We start from the raw sequence: 12,816 nt of genomic DNA on the forward strand, positions 1-12,816 counted from the left end.
ATAAATTAACTTATTAATGAATTATTCTATTAAAAAAATAATTTAAATGATCGATTTTCAACCAAAATTAATCCATCGAGTTTACTAAAGGTGCCGTTTTTAAAGCTGTTTTACGCTGTGCCAGTAAAATGCCACAGATAATGACCACACCACCGACCGTATGATAAACCGTCCACGCCTCTTTCAACCAGACATAGGCAATCACTGCGGTAAAGACTGGCATCAAGTTCATGAAAATACTGGTTCGATTCGGCCCTAAATGGGTAATGGCCAACATCCACAGTAAAGGCGCAACCAAAGAAGGGAAAATGCTGGCATACATAACACTTGCCGCATTTTGACTATTGATTGAATCGAGACCGAAATAGGCAATAAAAGGTAAATGGTAAAGCAGTGCAAAAAAGATCTGCACATAGAGGCTCAACATCAAGGGAATTTGCAATTGCCACTTTTTCAAAAATACCCCATAAAAGGCATAGAAGAATACCGCAACCACCATCAGGACATCTCCCAAATGCCCGCCCGATTGAACTAGCCCTGCAAGATTGCCCTGCCCAATGATATAAACCAAACCTGCAAAAGATAAAATACTACCAATCATCGCAAAACGATTTGGAATATCTTTTAAAATCAGCAGTGAAACAAAAATGGTGAAGATCGGAATAAAGGCATTAATCAATCCCATATTGGTCGCAGTCGTATAGTGCGCTGCGGTGTAGGCTAAGCCCTGATACAACACCAGACCAAATGCACTTAGCACTGCCAACTGACCCAAATGCACTCGAATTAATGCCCACTGCCGACATAAAGGTCGCACGACAAAAGGTGTTAACAGAATGAAGGCAAAGAACCACCGATAAAAACTAATACTGACTGGCGAAATGAAATCAGCTACATAACGTGTAACGACAATATTGATCGACCAAATGAGTACGGCAATGATAGGGAGACTCAAAGCCCAATACATACGTTGTGTTGTGGTACTCATTCTTTTTCCCGTTTAGCTTTTGTTTGCAAAATTTAAATGAATGGTAAAACATTTTTATGATTTATTCGAATATCATTTGGGTATCACACATAATTGATACATTTATCTTAAAATATAAAATTCATAAAAAACATATTATTAAGATAATATAAAACTATACATTTCAACAAATTGATGCATTTCAGCAGCTTCACTCTACAAAAACACCATAGAACAATGTCAACGATCTCTGCATCGTATTGATGCTGTTCTAGCGAACGTATTTTTTAATTGATTGGTCATTGCTCTTATAGACTTTGGCCTACAAAAACATATTTCCCGATAGAAGGATGTCGTTATGAAAAAGTTACTTTTAACCACAGTTTGTATGGCCACACTTACTTTGGCTGCGTGCGAAAAAAAAGGAACTGAGCCAGCCATTGAACAAACGACGTCTGCATCTGAAGCGACCTCAACCGAAGCAACCACTATCGTTGCTAATCATAGCAATAACAATATTGCCGATATTCAAGCCGATTTGTTAGCCGTACAAACGCTATCGAATGCCAAAGCTCAAGAAGCCGCCGCATTTCAAAAAGAAGTGAGTGCAACCTTAGAGAAAAAGGATCCCGCTCAAATTAAAAATATGGTTGAAAAAACAGAAACCTATGTGAAGCAATTTAATGATGAATTAGATGCCTTAACCTTAAAAAGTGCTGAAGTAGATGCCTTACGTGAAAAAATGCAGGACGCCAATGATCTGGGTGTCGAGCTCACCAAAGAAAGTACAAAAACAACGCCAGATAGCGCGAAAATCACCGAACTTCAAAACAAAGCCACTGAATTGCAGAAATCGATCATTGCTGACGTAACGGCTTTGGAAGCGAAAGTCAAAGCGGCTCCAGCGTCTTAATGACCTCCCTACCCTTTAAAGCAAGCCTTGGCTTGCTTTTTTGTTGCGATCAATCCACAAATGGGCGTGACTTTGTCGAACGCTTCCAACACAATAAAATGCACATCGTATAAGGACACGCAAATGAGCACTTCGATTTATAATATTCCAGTCAAATCCATTCAGGGCGAAGACATCAACTTAAACCAATACCAAGGTAAAGTTCTCTTGGTGGTGAATGTGGCATCTAAATGTGGCCTCACACCGCAGTACGAAGGCTTAGAAAAACTCTATCAAGACAAAAAATCACAGGGTTTAGAGATTCTAGGTTTTCCTGCCAACAATTTCTTGGCACAAGAACCGGGTTCAGATGCTGAAATTCAAGAATTCTGCTCTTTAAACTATCAAGTGGATTTCCCGCTTTTTTCAAAAATCTCGGTTGCTGGGGATGATAAGCATCCGTTATATGAAACGCTCACCCAATCGGTGCCTGAACGCATTGGTGAAGGCCCTTGGTGGAAAGACTTGGTGGACTATGGTTTAACACCGAATGAACTACCTGAAGTGCTGTGGAACTTCGAGAAATTCTTAATCAATAAAAATGGCGAAGTGGTTGCGCGTTTTGCACCGGACATTACAGCCAATGATCCGCGTATTCTCGATGCCATCAATGCCGAATTGGCCAAATAAGCCTGAAGCTGTTTATAAGCAGTCGAATTTAACGGCTGCTTATATTTTTATTTTTTTAAATGAGTAATGACACTCGAATCGGTTCGATCTTCATGATTTCTTCTTTATTTTGATAATTTTACAACACTTCATTCACGATCAATCAAACACTTCACTCTATGATGCATCTATCCGCTCAAGACAACCCAAAGTGAAGCTCATGAATACATTTATAAAAGCAGCCGTTTTATCTATCTCAACCGCATTGATTGCCCTTCCTGCACTAGCAGCACCACAAGAACAACATCAGCAACATCAAGCAGCTCAGTCACATGGACATGCGCAAAAGCAGACTTCAAATGGACATCAACAACCAACCCATGCCACTGTCAAAAAAGCCAACCGTCCATCTCAAGACTGGAAAGCAGGTCAAAAACTCCCAAGCGCTTACCATAGCAATGCCTATAAAGTAGATCACCAAAAATACAAAAAACTCAGCAAACCCGGTAAAAACCAACAGTGGATTAAAGTGAATGGCGACTATGTACTGACAGACATTCGCAATCATTCCATTATTAAAATCATTGCTGGTTAAACTGCTGTAAATGAAGAGTGCTCAGGCACTCTTTTTTTGTTTTAAAAAGTTTTGTTATGACTTTGAAACCCAGCATTTTATCTACACATTTTGCCCTTATATTAAAAAACACATAGCCCAATATTGATTTGATGATGAAAAAGCTTTTACAAAACTTAGTTCTTCCTTTTGCACTGTTTAGTTCAGGCATCCTACTCATTGGCTGTGAGCAAGCAACAGAGCCGAATCAGCAAGACATCCAGACTGAGTCATCTGAGCAACACCAATCAGCGAATACACAAAGCCCTGAAAAAGCTGAACTGAAAAGTGGCAACATGCTCTATATCGTGCGTGATGTTGCAGATATGCAATTAAAAGCAGGCGAATATGTCACTCAGCTGCAAGAAACCCAAAATGACTTGCAGACCGCAATTGAACAGCACGATCAGCAACAGTTGCAAGAAGCCGCGACAGCTTTACAACAACAGCTTACAGGTTTCAATAATGCCTTGAATGGCCTGAATCTTAAAACCCAAGAAATCAATGATATCCGTGAAAAATTACTGTCTGCTAACCAACAAGTTTTAGCTTCGCCTTTTTTAAATGGACAAGTGGATTTTAGCCAAGTCGACTTTAAAAAGATACAACAGCAAATGGGCACGATCCAATCTGAAATGTTGAAACTGGCTTCAATGATGATTCCGCAACAAGCTGAGAATGATAGCTCAAACACAAACCAATCTTAAAACATGTAAATATTGGTGCTTTCAGCAATAGAGTAGGAGAAAATGACTACAACCGTTTTCTCCTACGTTTTCTCCTACTTTGATTGAGGCACGATTTCACACATGCAGCTGATTATTTTTATGGGCATCCAAGCTTCGGGAAAATCGAGCTATTATCTGCTGAATTTGGCACATAGCCATTTGCGCATCAACCTTGATATGCTGAAAACACGGCATCGTGAAAAAATCATTTTTGAAGCAGGACTGGCCTCAAAAACCAAAATGGTGATTGATAATACCAACCCTACGCCAGCCGATCGTGCGCGTTATATTGCCAGTGCTCAGGCCGCAGGCTTTGAAATTGTTGGCTATTTCTTTGAGACTGAGCTTAAAGGTGCACTGGAACGCAACCACTTACGTGAAGGCAAAGCCTGCATTCCTGAAGTCGGAATCAGAGCCACCGCTCAAAAATTTGAACCTCCACACTACGCTGAAGGCTTTGATGCACTGTATAAAGTTCGTATTCTTGGGCAAGGTGAATTTTCAATTTCACCCATACAGATTTGAAGCTTTAATGAAAAAACATTAACTATTTCTCATTTTTAGGCTACCATGTACAAATAAGAAACACAGAAAAACATTTTTATAATGAAAAAAGTCATTCTTGTGATCGCCTGTTTAGCAATCATCGTCTTTGGCGGGATGCACTTTTTAATGCCTGAAAAAACCACGCCACACTTAACCCAGTTTTTTTCTAAAGAGCATAAAGAGGTTCAACGTATTCAGGACTGGCTCAAATACAAACAACAACAGCAGTTACTTTTGGTCGATGTTGTAAGCCCTGTCAGCCCCAAACAACAAGGTGCTTATGCTGAATACATCAAACAAAAAATTGAGTTCAACCAGCAAAATATTCAGCGCCTGCAGCTCAGCCGCTATCAAAGCAAAGCGTTTAAAGAGCTACAACAGCTCGAAATTCATGCGCTAGAGCAATGGAATACCTTATTTCAAACGCATATTGTAGATGCCTTCGTTGAACAACAACATTTCACTGAAATTCCAGCCGAAGAATACCAACAATTTGATGCTGAAGCGCGCTATGCCTTACAAAAGCAAGAAGTTTTGGTTCTCGAACACTTACAACAATTGCTGCAACACAACAGCCCATATCTGTCTGACATCGATCATAGCCTGCTCAGTGATTGGCTTTATTACCAACTGATGCAACATGAAATTCATCCGGTTATCTCTGAATGGTTGGAAGTCGAAACAGATATGCCTGATCGAAGCCGTCAAGATGCGATGCAAGACTTAAGGCTTTATAAGAGGTTTAACCCGAATACTGATGAATATAAGTACATCATGTCACTCGAAACACAGCTTTGGCATGCCGAACACCCATCTTCAAATTTACTTAAGCAACCATCCAATACCATGCCCAATTCGGATATCGAAATCGATTCAGAGATTGTGATTCCTGAAGATAAGCCTCAAGTTGAGCAAATCAAAAAGCTGATCGAGACGCAGCACGATACCGTTAGCCGCATGATGTTCAGCCAATTGCGTCAAAGCTTTTTGAAATAAATTTAAAACAATGCTTTAAGCTCATACCTCATCAAAATTAAGACTATTCCTGAGTTTTGCTCTGCGCTAACCAATCTTTAAAGGCCTTTTGCATAGCGTGACGCTCATATGGCTTGGCTAAACGTGCTTCCATCATTGAAAAATCACCCTTATAAGCTGCTTCAATCATGGCTTTGGTCAGCTCCTGAATACTCGCGCGACCCCGATGTTCATATTGTAATATTTCTTCTGAAGTCAACACCAAGTCCCAACACGACACCACTGAACTCATATCGACTGCAATACTCAGATAATAATGCTCAAAATCTTGGTAAAGTTCCCAAAAGTGGGATTCATGTGCAATCAGGTTCATATTCATCTTCGCTTACAGAGAAGCGTTTAAAATATAACTTCTGTTGAATAAAAGATATGCAACTTTAGAGAATACTAATATCTAGCGAGATTAAAAATGACGTGTGACTTGTAGATTAATATTTATCCAAATAATATGTGGTTTAATTACGATTAAATCACATAATTTCATGAAAACAGCTATTTTTGAGTTTTATGACTCTGCAACTCAGGTTTGGAACAAATTTTCTGATGATAAAATTATTCTAGAAAAAGGTGAGCTTCCTCCACCCCCACCACCAGTTCCCACAAAAGTTGATGAGATCGAAGCTGAAAAAAAGAAAATTGAACTTCAAAATAAAACTTCAGAAAGTCTTTCTCAAAAACTGAAAGCAGCGATTCAAATGCCTAATATTATGGTATTAGCTGGCAGCGGCACTTCCTTAGGTCCCATAGTCAAAGGACCTTCAATGTGGAATTTATGGGAATTATGTACTACTAATGAAATGGAAGCACTGTCTAAAGCTACTTTTATAGAAAATGGATACGACCTACGCCTATCTGACGAAGAATATAAAAATATAGAATTGTGCCTTTCTCATTGTGAAGCCCATCTTCAAATTTCCCCTGAGCATAAGAGTATTAAAACCAAAGATTTCATACTTAAGTGTAAAGACATTATATTAAAAGCCTGTAATTTTATAACAGATGATCAAGTACAATTGGTTAACCATAAGGAATTTATTAGAAAATTATCCAAAAGAAAATCTAAAGATCCACGCATCAAATTATTCACTACAAACTATGATACCTGTTTTGAAGACGCTGCTAGCAAACTAGGTATTACTGTTATTGATGGCTTTTCTTTCTCATTTCCAAGAATTTATGATCCTAAGTTTTTTGACTTAGATATCGTTAAACGCAGTCAAAATATAAACTCTAATAATATCCACTATCTTGAGGGTGTATTTCAGCTTTATAAATTGCATGGCTCTGTAAATTGGAAAAGAGAAAACATATTTTCTATTCAACAAGGAAATGATGTGACTGCTCAAAATAGTTGCATGATTTTTCCTGCAAAGGGAAAATATCAACAATCTTATGTCCAACCGCACTTAGAACTCATTTCTAGATTTACACAAGGTTTACGGGAACCAAATACATGTCTTCTTATCGCTGGATTTGGTTTTAATGATGATCATCTATCAGAACCAATTTTGTCTGCAATTTATTCGAATCCACATTTAAAAGTAATTATTTCTACCCCAAGTCTAAAAGCTGATTTTGAAAAAACTTCATCAAATCCATCTCCTTATTGGGATAAGTTTAAACATGTAGCAGACACCAGAAAAAATGACGAAATAATATTTATAAATTGTGACTTTGGAAAATTATCAGAGTTAATTCCAGACCTAACTGCCTTATCACCAGCAGAAAACTTGTATGAAAGCTTACGTTCAGCATTTGGAGCTACTCATGACTAAGAGCACCATTAACCCTGAACTTTTATTTGGTAAAGTTAATTCTATCAATGCAAATAGTGTGCATTTTGAATATATAAATAATCAACATGAACCGACCTATTTCAGAGGGAATCGCTATGGAAAAGGTGAAGTTGGTGAATTTGTAATCATTGAAAGTCAGGTTAATTTAGTATTAGGTCGTATAGTAGAAATAAAAAAAGACGATTTAGCTAAATCAAATTTAGAAATCGTAGGAAAAATTCAGCTTTTAGGAACTATTCAAATGGATACTCTAAGAGTATCCGCAGGTGTAGACTACTACCCAAGTATCAATGACTTAATTTATTCAGCACCACATGAATTTATTGCTTCAATTCCTGAAAAAATGCAAAAAGATGAAGCTAAAATTGTTTTAGAAATTGGTGCAATTGATCTCGATCAAAGCTGTGGTATCTCTATTACACCTGAAAAACTATTTGGTCGGCATTTAGGAATTCTTGGTGCAACTGGTGGAGGAAAAAGTTATACAACAGCTCGTGTTTTAGAGGAGTGCTTAAAACATAATTCCAAAATTATCCTTCTTGATCCAACAGGAGAATATAGGGACTTCTCAGACTCATCCGTTACAAATGTCCATTTAGCCTCACCTATTAATCAAGCTTTAAGCTCAAAGGCCATTTCGATACCACCATATTGTTTTGAAGAAACAGATTTTATTGCTTTATTTGAACCTGCTGGTAAATCACAAGGCCCAAAATTTAGAGAAGCTATTAGGAGTCTGAGACTAGTTGATTTACTTCAAAAAGAGGCTTTATGTGCTGAAATGATTCACAACGGTGTATTTATAAAAATTGGACAACCTGAAGAAAATTACAAAATAGCTATTAGAACCATTAAAGACCGCTATCTTCTAGAACTGCCTGATTCCCCGTTCAACCCCAATAAATTATGCCAACAAATTAAAGAAGAATATGTGATTTTAAGAGGAACTCATTACCAAGCTGATGATTTTAATTTTAATCACTGCCTTTCTTTACTCACTCGTATTAATGGCATCATAAATTCTCATACTTTTAAATTTGTTTTCCAAGAAAGTTCACTACCTTCTTTGGCCAATGAATTAGAAAATTTTTATACTGATCCTTCTAAAAAGTTATTTCGCATCGATATGAGTGCAATTGGATTTGAATTCAAAGCAAGAGAAGTTATTTCTAATGTTATCGGGAGATTTTTATTAAATAAAGCTCGTCAATTAGCATTTATTAATAAGCCTATTGTTATCTTCTTAGATGAAGCACATAACTTGGCGAATTCAAACATGAGGTGCGACAGTTTGAAAAGTCTTATGATAATCAACAAGCTGAGCAAATTTCTCTAATGGTGTAAGCCAATCTAACGCTTTTCTAGGACGAGTATTCAGTGACATGGCAACTTGATTTAAATAATGCTGATCTGCCTGATTTAAATCAATCCCTTTAGGTAAATATTGCCTAATTAAACCATTCATATTTTCGCATGTGCCTTTTTGCCAGGGTGAATGTGGGTCACAGAAATATACATCTATGCCTAAATCTTCTTCAAGTATTTTATGTTCTGCCATCTCGCGTCCACGGTCATAGGTCAACGTTTTACGCAGTTCTGCAGGTAAATATTTCAGAGCTTCAGTTAAAGCCTTGCGCACTGATTCTGCCTTTGCATCAGGTAATGTTGCCAAGATACAGAGCCGTGTATTTCGTTCAATAAGTGTTGCTATCGAACTTTTATTGTCTTTACCTTTAATTAAATCAGCTTCCCAATGACCCGGTATTTTTCTTTCTTGAACTTCGGCTGGGCGCTCATGAATAGTTTTAATATCCTGTAATATAGAATCTTTTTTAGGTTCACCGTTAGCTTTTCGCTTTTTATTTTCATGACGCAGACAGGATAATAAGTCTTTTTTCAACTCACCCTTGGGTAATGCGCGTATCGTTGAATAAATCGTTGTATGGCTTACATTCATTGTTTGATCCAAATCAGGAAATGTCTTTAAACGCTTTGCTATTTGCTGAGGAGACCATAAACAACGGATCGCTTCAACAATAAATTTCCAGAGGATTGAATCGATTTTGAGTTTTCTGTGACCACGTCTACGTCTAGCAAAAGTGTTATCAGAAGCATATCGAGCTTGATAAACGTCATTGATGCTATTTCTTTTAAGCTCACGATAGATCGTACTAGGATGTCTTTTAATAAGTTCAGCAAATTTTCTGGCTGAAAAGCCTTCTTTTCTTGACTCAAGCATTAATGCAGTACGATCTTCAAAGTTAAGATGATGGTATGACAATTTTATATACTCCATAAACCCTTTAAATTAATTAGGTGGTTTATGTCGCACTTCAAGTTTTACTCTGCCCTTTATTGGAAAGACTATTGGTAATGAAGATACATTAGCAAAATTAGATGCTTTTGAACTTATTGCTAAAGAAGGTCGTAAATTTGGATTAAATATTTGTTTAGCAACTCAAAGGCCCCGTGATATCACCGAAGGAGTTCTCAGCCAACTTGGTACATTAATCGTTCATAGATTAACTAATGATCGAGACCGAGAAATTGTAGAGCGTGCTTGTGGTGAAATTGATAAAGCTGCATCCGACTTCCTTCCAAGCCTACAACCAGGTGAAGCCGTCATTATTGGTAATGACTTCCCTATTCCCTTAACCATTAATATTAAAACACCAACAATTAAACCCAATTCAGAAGGTGCAAATTTCCAAGAAAATTGGGCATAAAAAAAGCCACCTTTCGGTGGCTTTTTTTAATCTCAAACCGTCTCTTATTGAGCGCGGTTTTTGATTTTGCGGATGGTTTCCAACTGAGCAGCAGTTTCTGCAAGAGCAGCCAAAGCAGCAGCCGAGTCCAAGTCGCTCTTTTGATTTGCAAGCAATTGTTCAGCGTGTTTACGCGCTTCAAGAATTGCTGCTTCATCTAAGTTTTCTGCACGGACTGCAGTATCTGCAAGAACCGTAACAACATGCGGTTGAACTTCTAAAACACCACCAGATACATAGATTAACTCTTCTGTACCGTTTTCAAGCAGAACACGGATTGTACCCGGCTTGAGTAAAGTTACTAGTGGCGCGTGACCAGGCATAATACCTAATTCACCACCAGCACCTTTAGCAATTAGCATCGTTACAGTGCCAGAGTACAAAGACTCTTGAACACTTACAACATCACACTGCATAGTCGACATGAGAATCTCCTAAATTAGGTAACTAATTAAAGTTTCTCAGCTTTAGCAATTACTTCGTCAATACCACCAACCATATAGAACGCTTGTTCTGGAATGTGGTCATATTCACCAGCTAAAAGACCTTTAAAGCCACGAATCGTTTCTTTAAGCGGTACAAGTTTACCAGGAGCACCAGTAAACACTTCAGCTACGTGGAACGGTTGAGAGAAGAAACGTTGGATTTTACGCGCACGGTAAACAGTCAACTTATCTTCTTCTGCAAGTTCGTCCATACCAAGAATCGCGATGATGTCTTTCAATTCTTTATAACGTTGAAGAACGTTTTGAACTGAACGAGCGATCTCGTAATGCTCAGCACCCACTACGAGTGGATCTAACTGACGTGAAGTTGAGTCAAGTGGATCGATCGCTGGGTAAATACCAGAAGATGCGATGTCACGGCTCAATACTACAGTTGCATCTAAGTGAGCAAACGTAGTTGCAGGCGATGGATCTGTTAAGTCATCGGCAGGTACGTATACCGCTTGGATTGACGTAATCGAACCAGACTTAGTCGATGTAATACGTTCTTGAAGAACACCCATCTCTTCTGCAAGTGTCGGTTGGTAACCTACTGCAGATGGCATACGACCTAGAAGTGCTGATACTTCAGTACCTGCTAGTGTATAACGGTAGATGTTATCTACGAACAATAGTACGTCACGGCCTTTGCCGTTTTCGTCTTTCTCGTCACGGAAGTACTCAGCCATGGTCAAACCAGTCAACGCTACGCGTAAACGGTTACCCGGTGGCTCGTTCATCTGACCGTAGACCATTGCTACTTTGTCTAGAACGTTTGAGTCTTTCATCTCGTGATAGAAGTCGTTACCTTCACGAGTACGCTCACCAACACCAGCGAACACAGATAAACCTGAGTGCGCTTTAGCGATGTTGTTGATCAACTCCATCATGTTTACAGTTTTACCAACACCAGCACCACCGAACAGACCAACTTTACCACCTTTAGCAAACGGGCATAGTAAGTCGATGACTTTAATACCAGTTTCTAAAAGGTCAGTAGAAGCTGCTTGTTCAGCATAAGAAGGTGCTTGACGGTGAATCGGCAAACGCGCTTCAGTCGCAACTGGACCAGCTTCGTCGATAGGGCGACCAAGAACGTCCATGATACGACCCAAAGTCGCTGTACCCACTGGTACAGAGATTGGTGCGTTAGTATTCGTTACGTTCAAACCACGCTTAAGGCCTTCAGTAGAACCCATTGCAATAGTACGAACTACGCCATCACCAAGTTGTTGCTGAACTTCTAATGTAGTTTCAGTGCCATCAACGTGGAGAGCGTCATAGATCTTAGGAACGCTGTTACGTTCAAACTCGACGTCGATAACCGCGCCGATGATCTGAATGATACGACCGCTACTCATTGCTGTCTCCTCAATTCAAAATAATGTTAAACGGCAGCGGCACCACCAACGATCTCAGAAATTTCCTGAGTAATCGCGGCTTGACGCAGCTTGTTATAAATAAGTTGTAGGCTCTTGATCAAATCACCTGCGTTGTCCGTTGCAGCTTTCATTGCAACCATACGAGCTGACTGCTCACACGCGATGTTTTCGATCACGCCTTGATATACCACAGACTCGATATAACGAACCAATAAGCCATTTAAAAGCTCTTCAGCTTCAGGCTCATAGAGATAGTCCCAACCGTATTGACGGTTAAGGGTCTTGTTTTCTTCAGCAGTTGCTAAAGGAACAAGTTGTTCGATTTTTTGATTTTGAGTCATGGCATTGACAAAGCCGTTTGACACAAGATAAATACGATCTAACTCGCCTTTATCAAATGCGTCTAACATCACCTGTACAGAACCAGATAACTGTTCAAGGCTTGGTGTATCACCGACATTTGTCGTAGCACCCAGCACTTTACCGCCGTAGTTTTTAAAAAACGAAACCGCTTTTTGACCAATTAAAGCAAATTGAACTTCAATTGACTGCTCTTGTTGCTGTTGTACGTGTTTAACCACTTTTTTGAACAAGTTAATGTTCAAACCACCAGCAAGGCCACGATCTGAAGACACAATGATATAGCCAACGCGCTTCACAGGGCGTTCAACCATATAACGGTGTTTGTATTCAGGATTCGCTTGAACCAAGTGAGCAATTACACGGTGCATATTTTCGGCATACGGACGGCCTTGAGCCATGCGCTCTTGCGCACGACGCATCTTAGAAGCTGCTACCATCTGCATCGCGCGAGTAATTTTCTGCGTGCTTTTGATACTAGCTACTTTGGCGCGAATTTCTTTTAAATTTGCCATACGCTTAACCTAGTATTCGAAGGCCCTTTCGAGCCCTCGAAGGTTGATCCGTGAACCAAACCA

14 protein-coding genes and 1 pseudogene are annotated in these 12,816 nt (G+C 39.1%); 9 read left to right on the forward strand and 6 right to left on the reverse strand.

Annotation, left to right across the window (positions count from 1 at the left end; all coding sequences use genetic code 11):
* Window positions 1–67 precede the first annotated feature (67 nt).
* Window positions 68–988 carry a DMT family transporter gene (locus AC4CU2_RS16190; protein ID WP_078426305.1) on the reverse strand — a complete coding sequence of 307 codons (921 nt, stop codon included), beginning with the start codon at window positions 986–988 and terminating at the stop codon, window positions 68–70.
* 337 nt (window positions 989–1,325) lie between these two features.
* On the opposite strand from AC4CU2_RS16190, the gene AC4CU2_RS16195 reads away from it, so the two are divergent.
* The 6 genes from AC4CU2_RS16195 to AC4CU2_RS16220 all read left to right on the forward strand — a co-directional run bounded on the left by AC4CU2_RS16195 (window position 1,326) and on the right by AC4CU2_RS16220 (window position 5,411).
* Window positions 1,326–1,880, forward strand: a complete 555-nt coding sequence (locus AC4CU2_RS16195; RefSeq protein ID WP_419381194.1) for a PM1805 family lipoprotein — start codon at window positions 1,326–1,328, stop codon at window positions 1,878–1,880.
* Between the two features lie 123 nt (window positions 1,881–2,003).
* Entirely contained in the window at window positions 2,004–2,549 is a 546-nt protein-coding gene (locus AC4CU2_RS16200) for a glutathione peroxidase (protein WP_242759923.1), read from the forward strand.
* Window positions 2,550–2,748: 199 nt separating this feature from the next.
* Window positions 2,749–3,123 carry an RcnB family protein gene (locus AC4CU2_RS16205; protein WP_078389797.1) on the forward strand — a complete coding sequence of 125 codons (375 nt, stop codon included), beginning with the start codon at window positions 2,749–2,751 and terminating at the stop codon, window positions 3,121–3,123.
* 134 nt (window positions 3,124–3,257) lie between these two features.
* Window positions 3,258–3,848, forward strand: coding sequence for a PM1805 family lipoprotein (locus tag AC4CU2_RS16210; RefSeq protein WP_101495484.1), 591 nt, complete (start codon window positions 3,258–3,260; stop codon window positions 3,846–3,848).
* A gap of 102 nt (window positions 3,849–3,950) precedes the next feature.
* Window positions 3,951–4,394 carry an AAA family ATPase gene (locus AC4CU2_RS16215; protein ID WP_335999878.1) on the forward strand — a complete coding sequence of 148 codons (444 nt, stop codon included), beginning with the start codon at window positions 3,951–3,953 and terminating at the stop codon, window positions 4,392–4,394.
* Window positions 4,395–4,475: 81 nt separating this feature from the next.
* Entirely contained in the window at window positions 4,476–5,411 is a 936-nt protein-coding gene (locus AC4CU2_RS16220) for a hypothetical protein (RefSeq protein ID WP_279732700.1), read from the forward strand.
* 43 nt (window positions 5,412–5,454) lie between these two features.
* On the opposite strand, the gene AC4CU2_RS16225 is transcribed toward AC4CU2_RS16220, so the two are convergent.
* Window positions 5,455–5,763 (reverse strand): hypothetical protein, encoded by a 309-nt coding sequence (locus tag AC4CU2_RS16225; RefSeq protein ID WP_125274318.1) that lies wholly within the window; start codon window positions 5,761–5,763, stop codon window positions 5,455–5,457.
* A 169-nt stretch (window positions 5,764–5,932) separates the two neighbouring features.
* Between AC4CU2_RS16225 and AC4CU2_RS16230 the strand changes: the two genes are divergently transcribed.
* On the forward strand, window positions 5,933–7,225 hold the full coding sequence (locus AC4CU2_RS16230) for an SIR2 family protein (RefSeq protein WP_125274319.1): 1,293 nt from the start codon (window positions 5,933–5,935) through the stop codon (window positions 7,223–7,225).
* Window positions 7,218–8,582 carry an ATP-binding protein gene (locus AC4CU2_RS16235; protein WP_490769110.1) on the forward strand — a complete coding sequence of 455 codons (1,365 nt, stop codon included), beginning with the start codon at window positions 7,218–7,220 and terminating at the stop codon, window positions 8,580–8,582. The genes AC4CU2_RS16230 and AC4CU2_RS16235 overlap by 8 nt, the downstream gene beginning before the upstream one ends.
* Here AC4CU2_RS16235 and AC4CU2_RS16240 read toward each other — a convergent pair.
* Complete coding sequence (locus AC4CU2_RS16240) at window positions 8,517–9,542, reverse strand: IS30-like element ISAba125 family transposase (RefSeq protein ID WP_010326927.1); 1,026 nt, start codon at window positions 9,540–9,542, stop codon at window positions 8,517–8,519. The two genes, AC4CU2_RS16235 and AC4CU2_RS16240, sit on opposite strands and share 66 nt — an antisense overlap.
* A 55-nt stretch (window positions 9,543–9,597) precedes the next feature.
* Here AC4CU2_RS16240 and AC4CU2_RS16245 point away from each other — a divergent pair.
* A pseudogene (locus AC4CU2_RS16245) lies at window positions 9,598–9,972 on the forward strand (ATP-binding protein); the annotation flags it as partial.
* Between the two features lie 44 nt (window positions 9,973–10,016).
* Here the strand turns inward: AC4CU2_RS16245 and AC4CU2_RS16250 are convergent.
* Genes AC4CU2_RS16250 through atpG form a run of 3 tightly spaced genes read right to left on the reverse strand, consistent with a single transcriptional unit; the run spans window position 10,017 to window position 12,753 of the window.
* Window positions 10,017–10,436, reverse strand: a complete 420-nt coding sequence (locus AC4CU2_RS16250; protein WP_058868679.1) for a F0F1 ATP synthase subunit epsilon — start codon at window positions 10,434–10,436, stop codon at window positions 10,017–10,019.
* A gap of 26 nt (window positions 10,437–10,462) precedes the next feature.
* Window positions 10,463–11,857, reverse strand: a complete 1,395-nt coding sequence (gene atpD, locus AC4CU2_RS16255) for a F0F1 ATP synthase subunit beta (protein ID WP_004684425.1) — start codon at window positions 11,855–11,857, stop codon at window positions 10,463–10,465.
* A 26-nt stretch (window positions 11,858–11,883) separates the two neighbouring features.
* A complete protein-coding gene (atpG, locus tag AC4CU2_RS16260; protein ID WP_005401891.1) occupies window positions 11,884–12,753 on the reverse strand; it encodes a F0F1 ATP synthase subunit gamma in 870 nt (289 codons plus the stop codon).
* Window positions 12,754–12,816: the final 63 nt, after the last annotated feature.

It is taken from the genome of Acinetobacter sp. 797_lipA (genome assembly GCF_058243025.1).

Bases quoted from the DNA above. Each gene is read 5' to 3' on its own strand.
- AC4CU2_RS16210 (WP_101495484.1), top strand. From the start codon at position 3,258: ATGAAAAAGCTTTTACAAAACTTAGTTCTTCCTTTTGCACTGTTTAGT.
- AC4CU2_RS16190 (WP_078426305.1), bottom strand. From the start codon at position 988: ATGAGTACCACAACACAACGTATGTATTGGGCTTTGAGTCTCCCTATC.
- atpG (WP_005401891.1), bottom strand. From the start codon at position 12,753: ATGGCAAATTTAAAAGAAATTCGCGCCAAAGTAGCTAGTATCAAAAGC.
- AC4CU2_RS16235 (WP_490769110.1), top strand. From the start codon at position 7,218: ATGACTAAGAGCACCATTAACCCTGAACTTTTATTTGGTAAAGTTAAT.
- AC4CU2_RS16205 (WP_078389797.1), top strand. From the start codon at position 2,749: ATGAATACATTTATAAAAGCAGCCGTTTTATCTATCTCAACCGCATTG.
- AC4CU2_RS16200 (WP_242759923.1), top strand. From the start codon at position 2,004: ATGAGCACTTCGATTTATAATATTCCAGTCAAATCCATTCAGGGCGAA.
- AC4CU2_RS16230 (WP_125274319.1), top strand. From the start codon at position 5,933: ATGAAAACAGCTATTTTTGAGTTTTATGACTCTGCAACTCAGGTTTGG.
- AC4CU2_RS16215 (WP_335999878.1), top strand. From the start codon at position 3,951: ATGCAGCTGATTATTTTTATGGGCATCCAAGCTTCGGGAAAATCGAGC.
- atpD (WP_004684425.1), bottom strand. From the start codon at position 11,857: ATGAGTAGCGGTCGTATCATTCAGATCATCGGCGCGGTTATCGACGTC.
- AC4CU2_RS16195 (WP_419381194.1), top strand. From the start codon at position 1,326: ATGAAAAAGTTACTTTTAACCACAGTTTGTATGGCCACACTTACTTTG.
- AC4CU2_RS16250 (WP_058868679.1), bottom strand. From the start codon at position 10,436: ATGTCGACTATGCAGTGTGATGTTGTAAGTGTTCAAGAGTCTTTGTAC.
- AC4CU2_RS16225 (WP_125274318.1), bottom strand. From the start codon at position 5,763: ATGAACCTGATTGCACATGAATCCCACTTTTGGGAACTTTACCAAGAT.
- AC4CU2_RS16220 (WP_279732700.1), top strand. From the start codon at position 4,476: ATGAAAAAAGTCATTCTTGTGATCGCCTGTTTAGCAATCATCGTCTTT.
- AC4CU2_RS16240 (WP_010326927.1), bottom strand. From the start codon at position 9,542: ATGGAGTATATAAAATTGTCATACCATCATCTTAACTTTGAAGATCGT.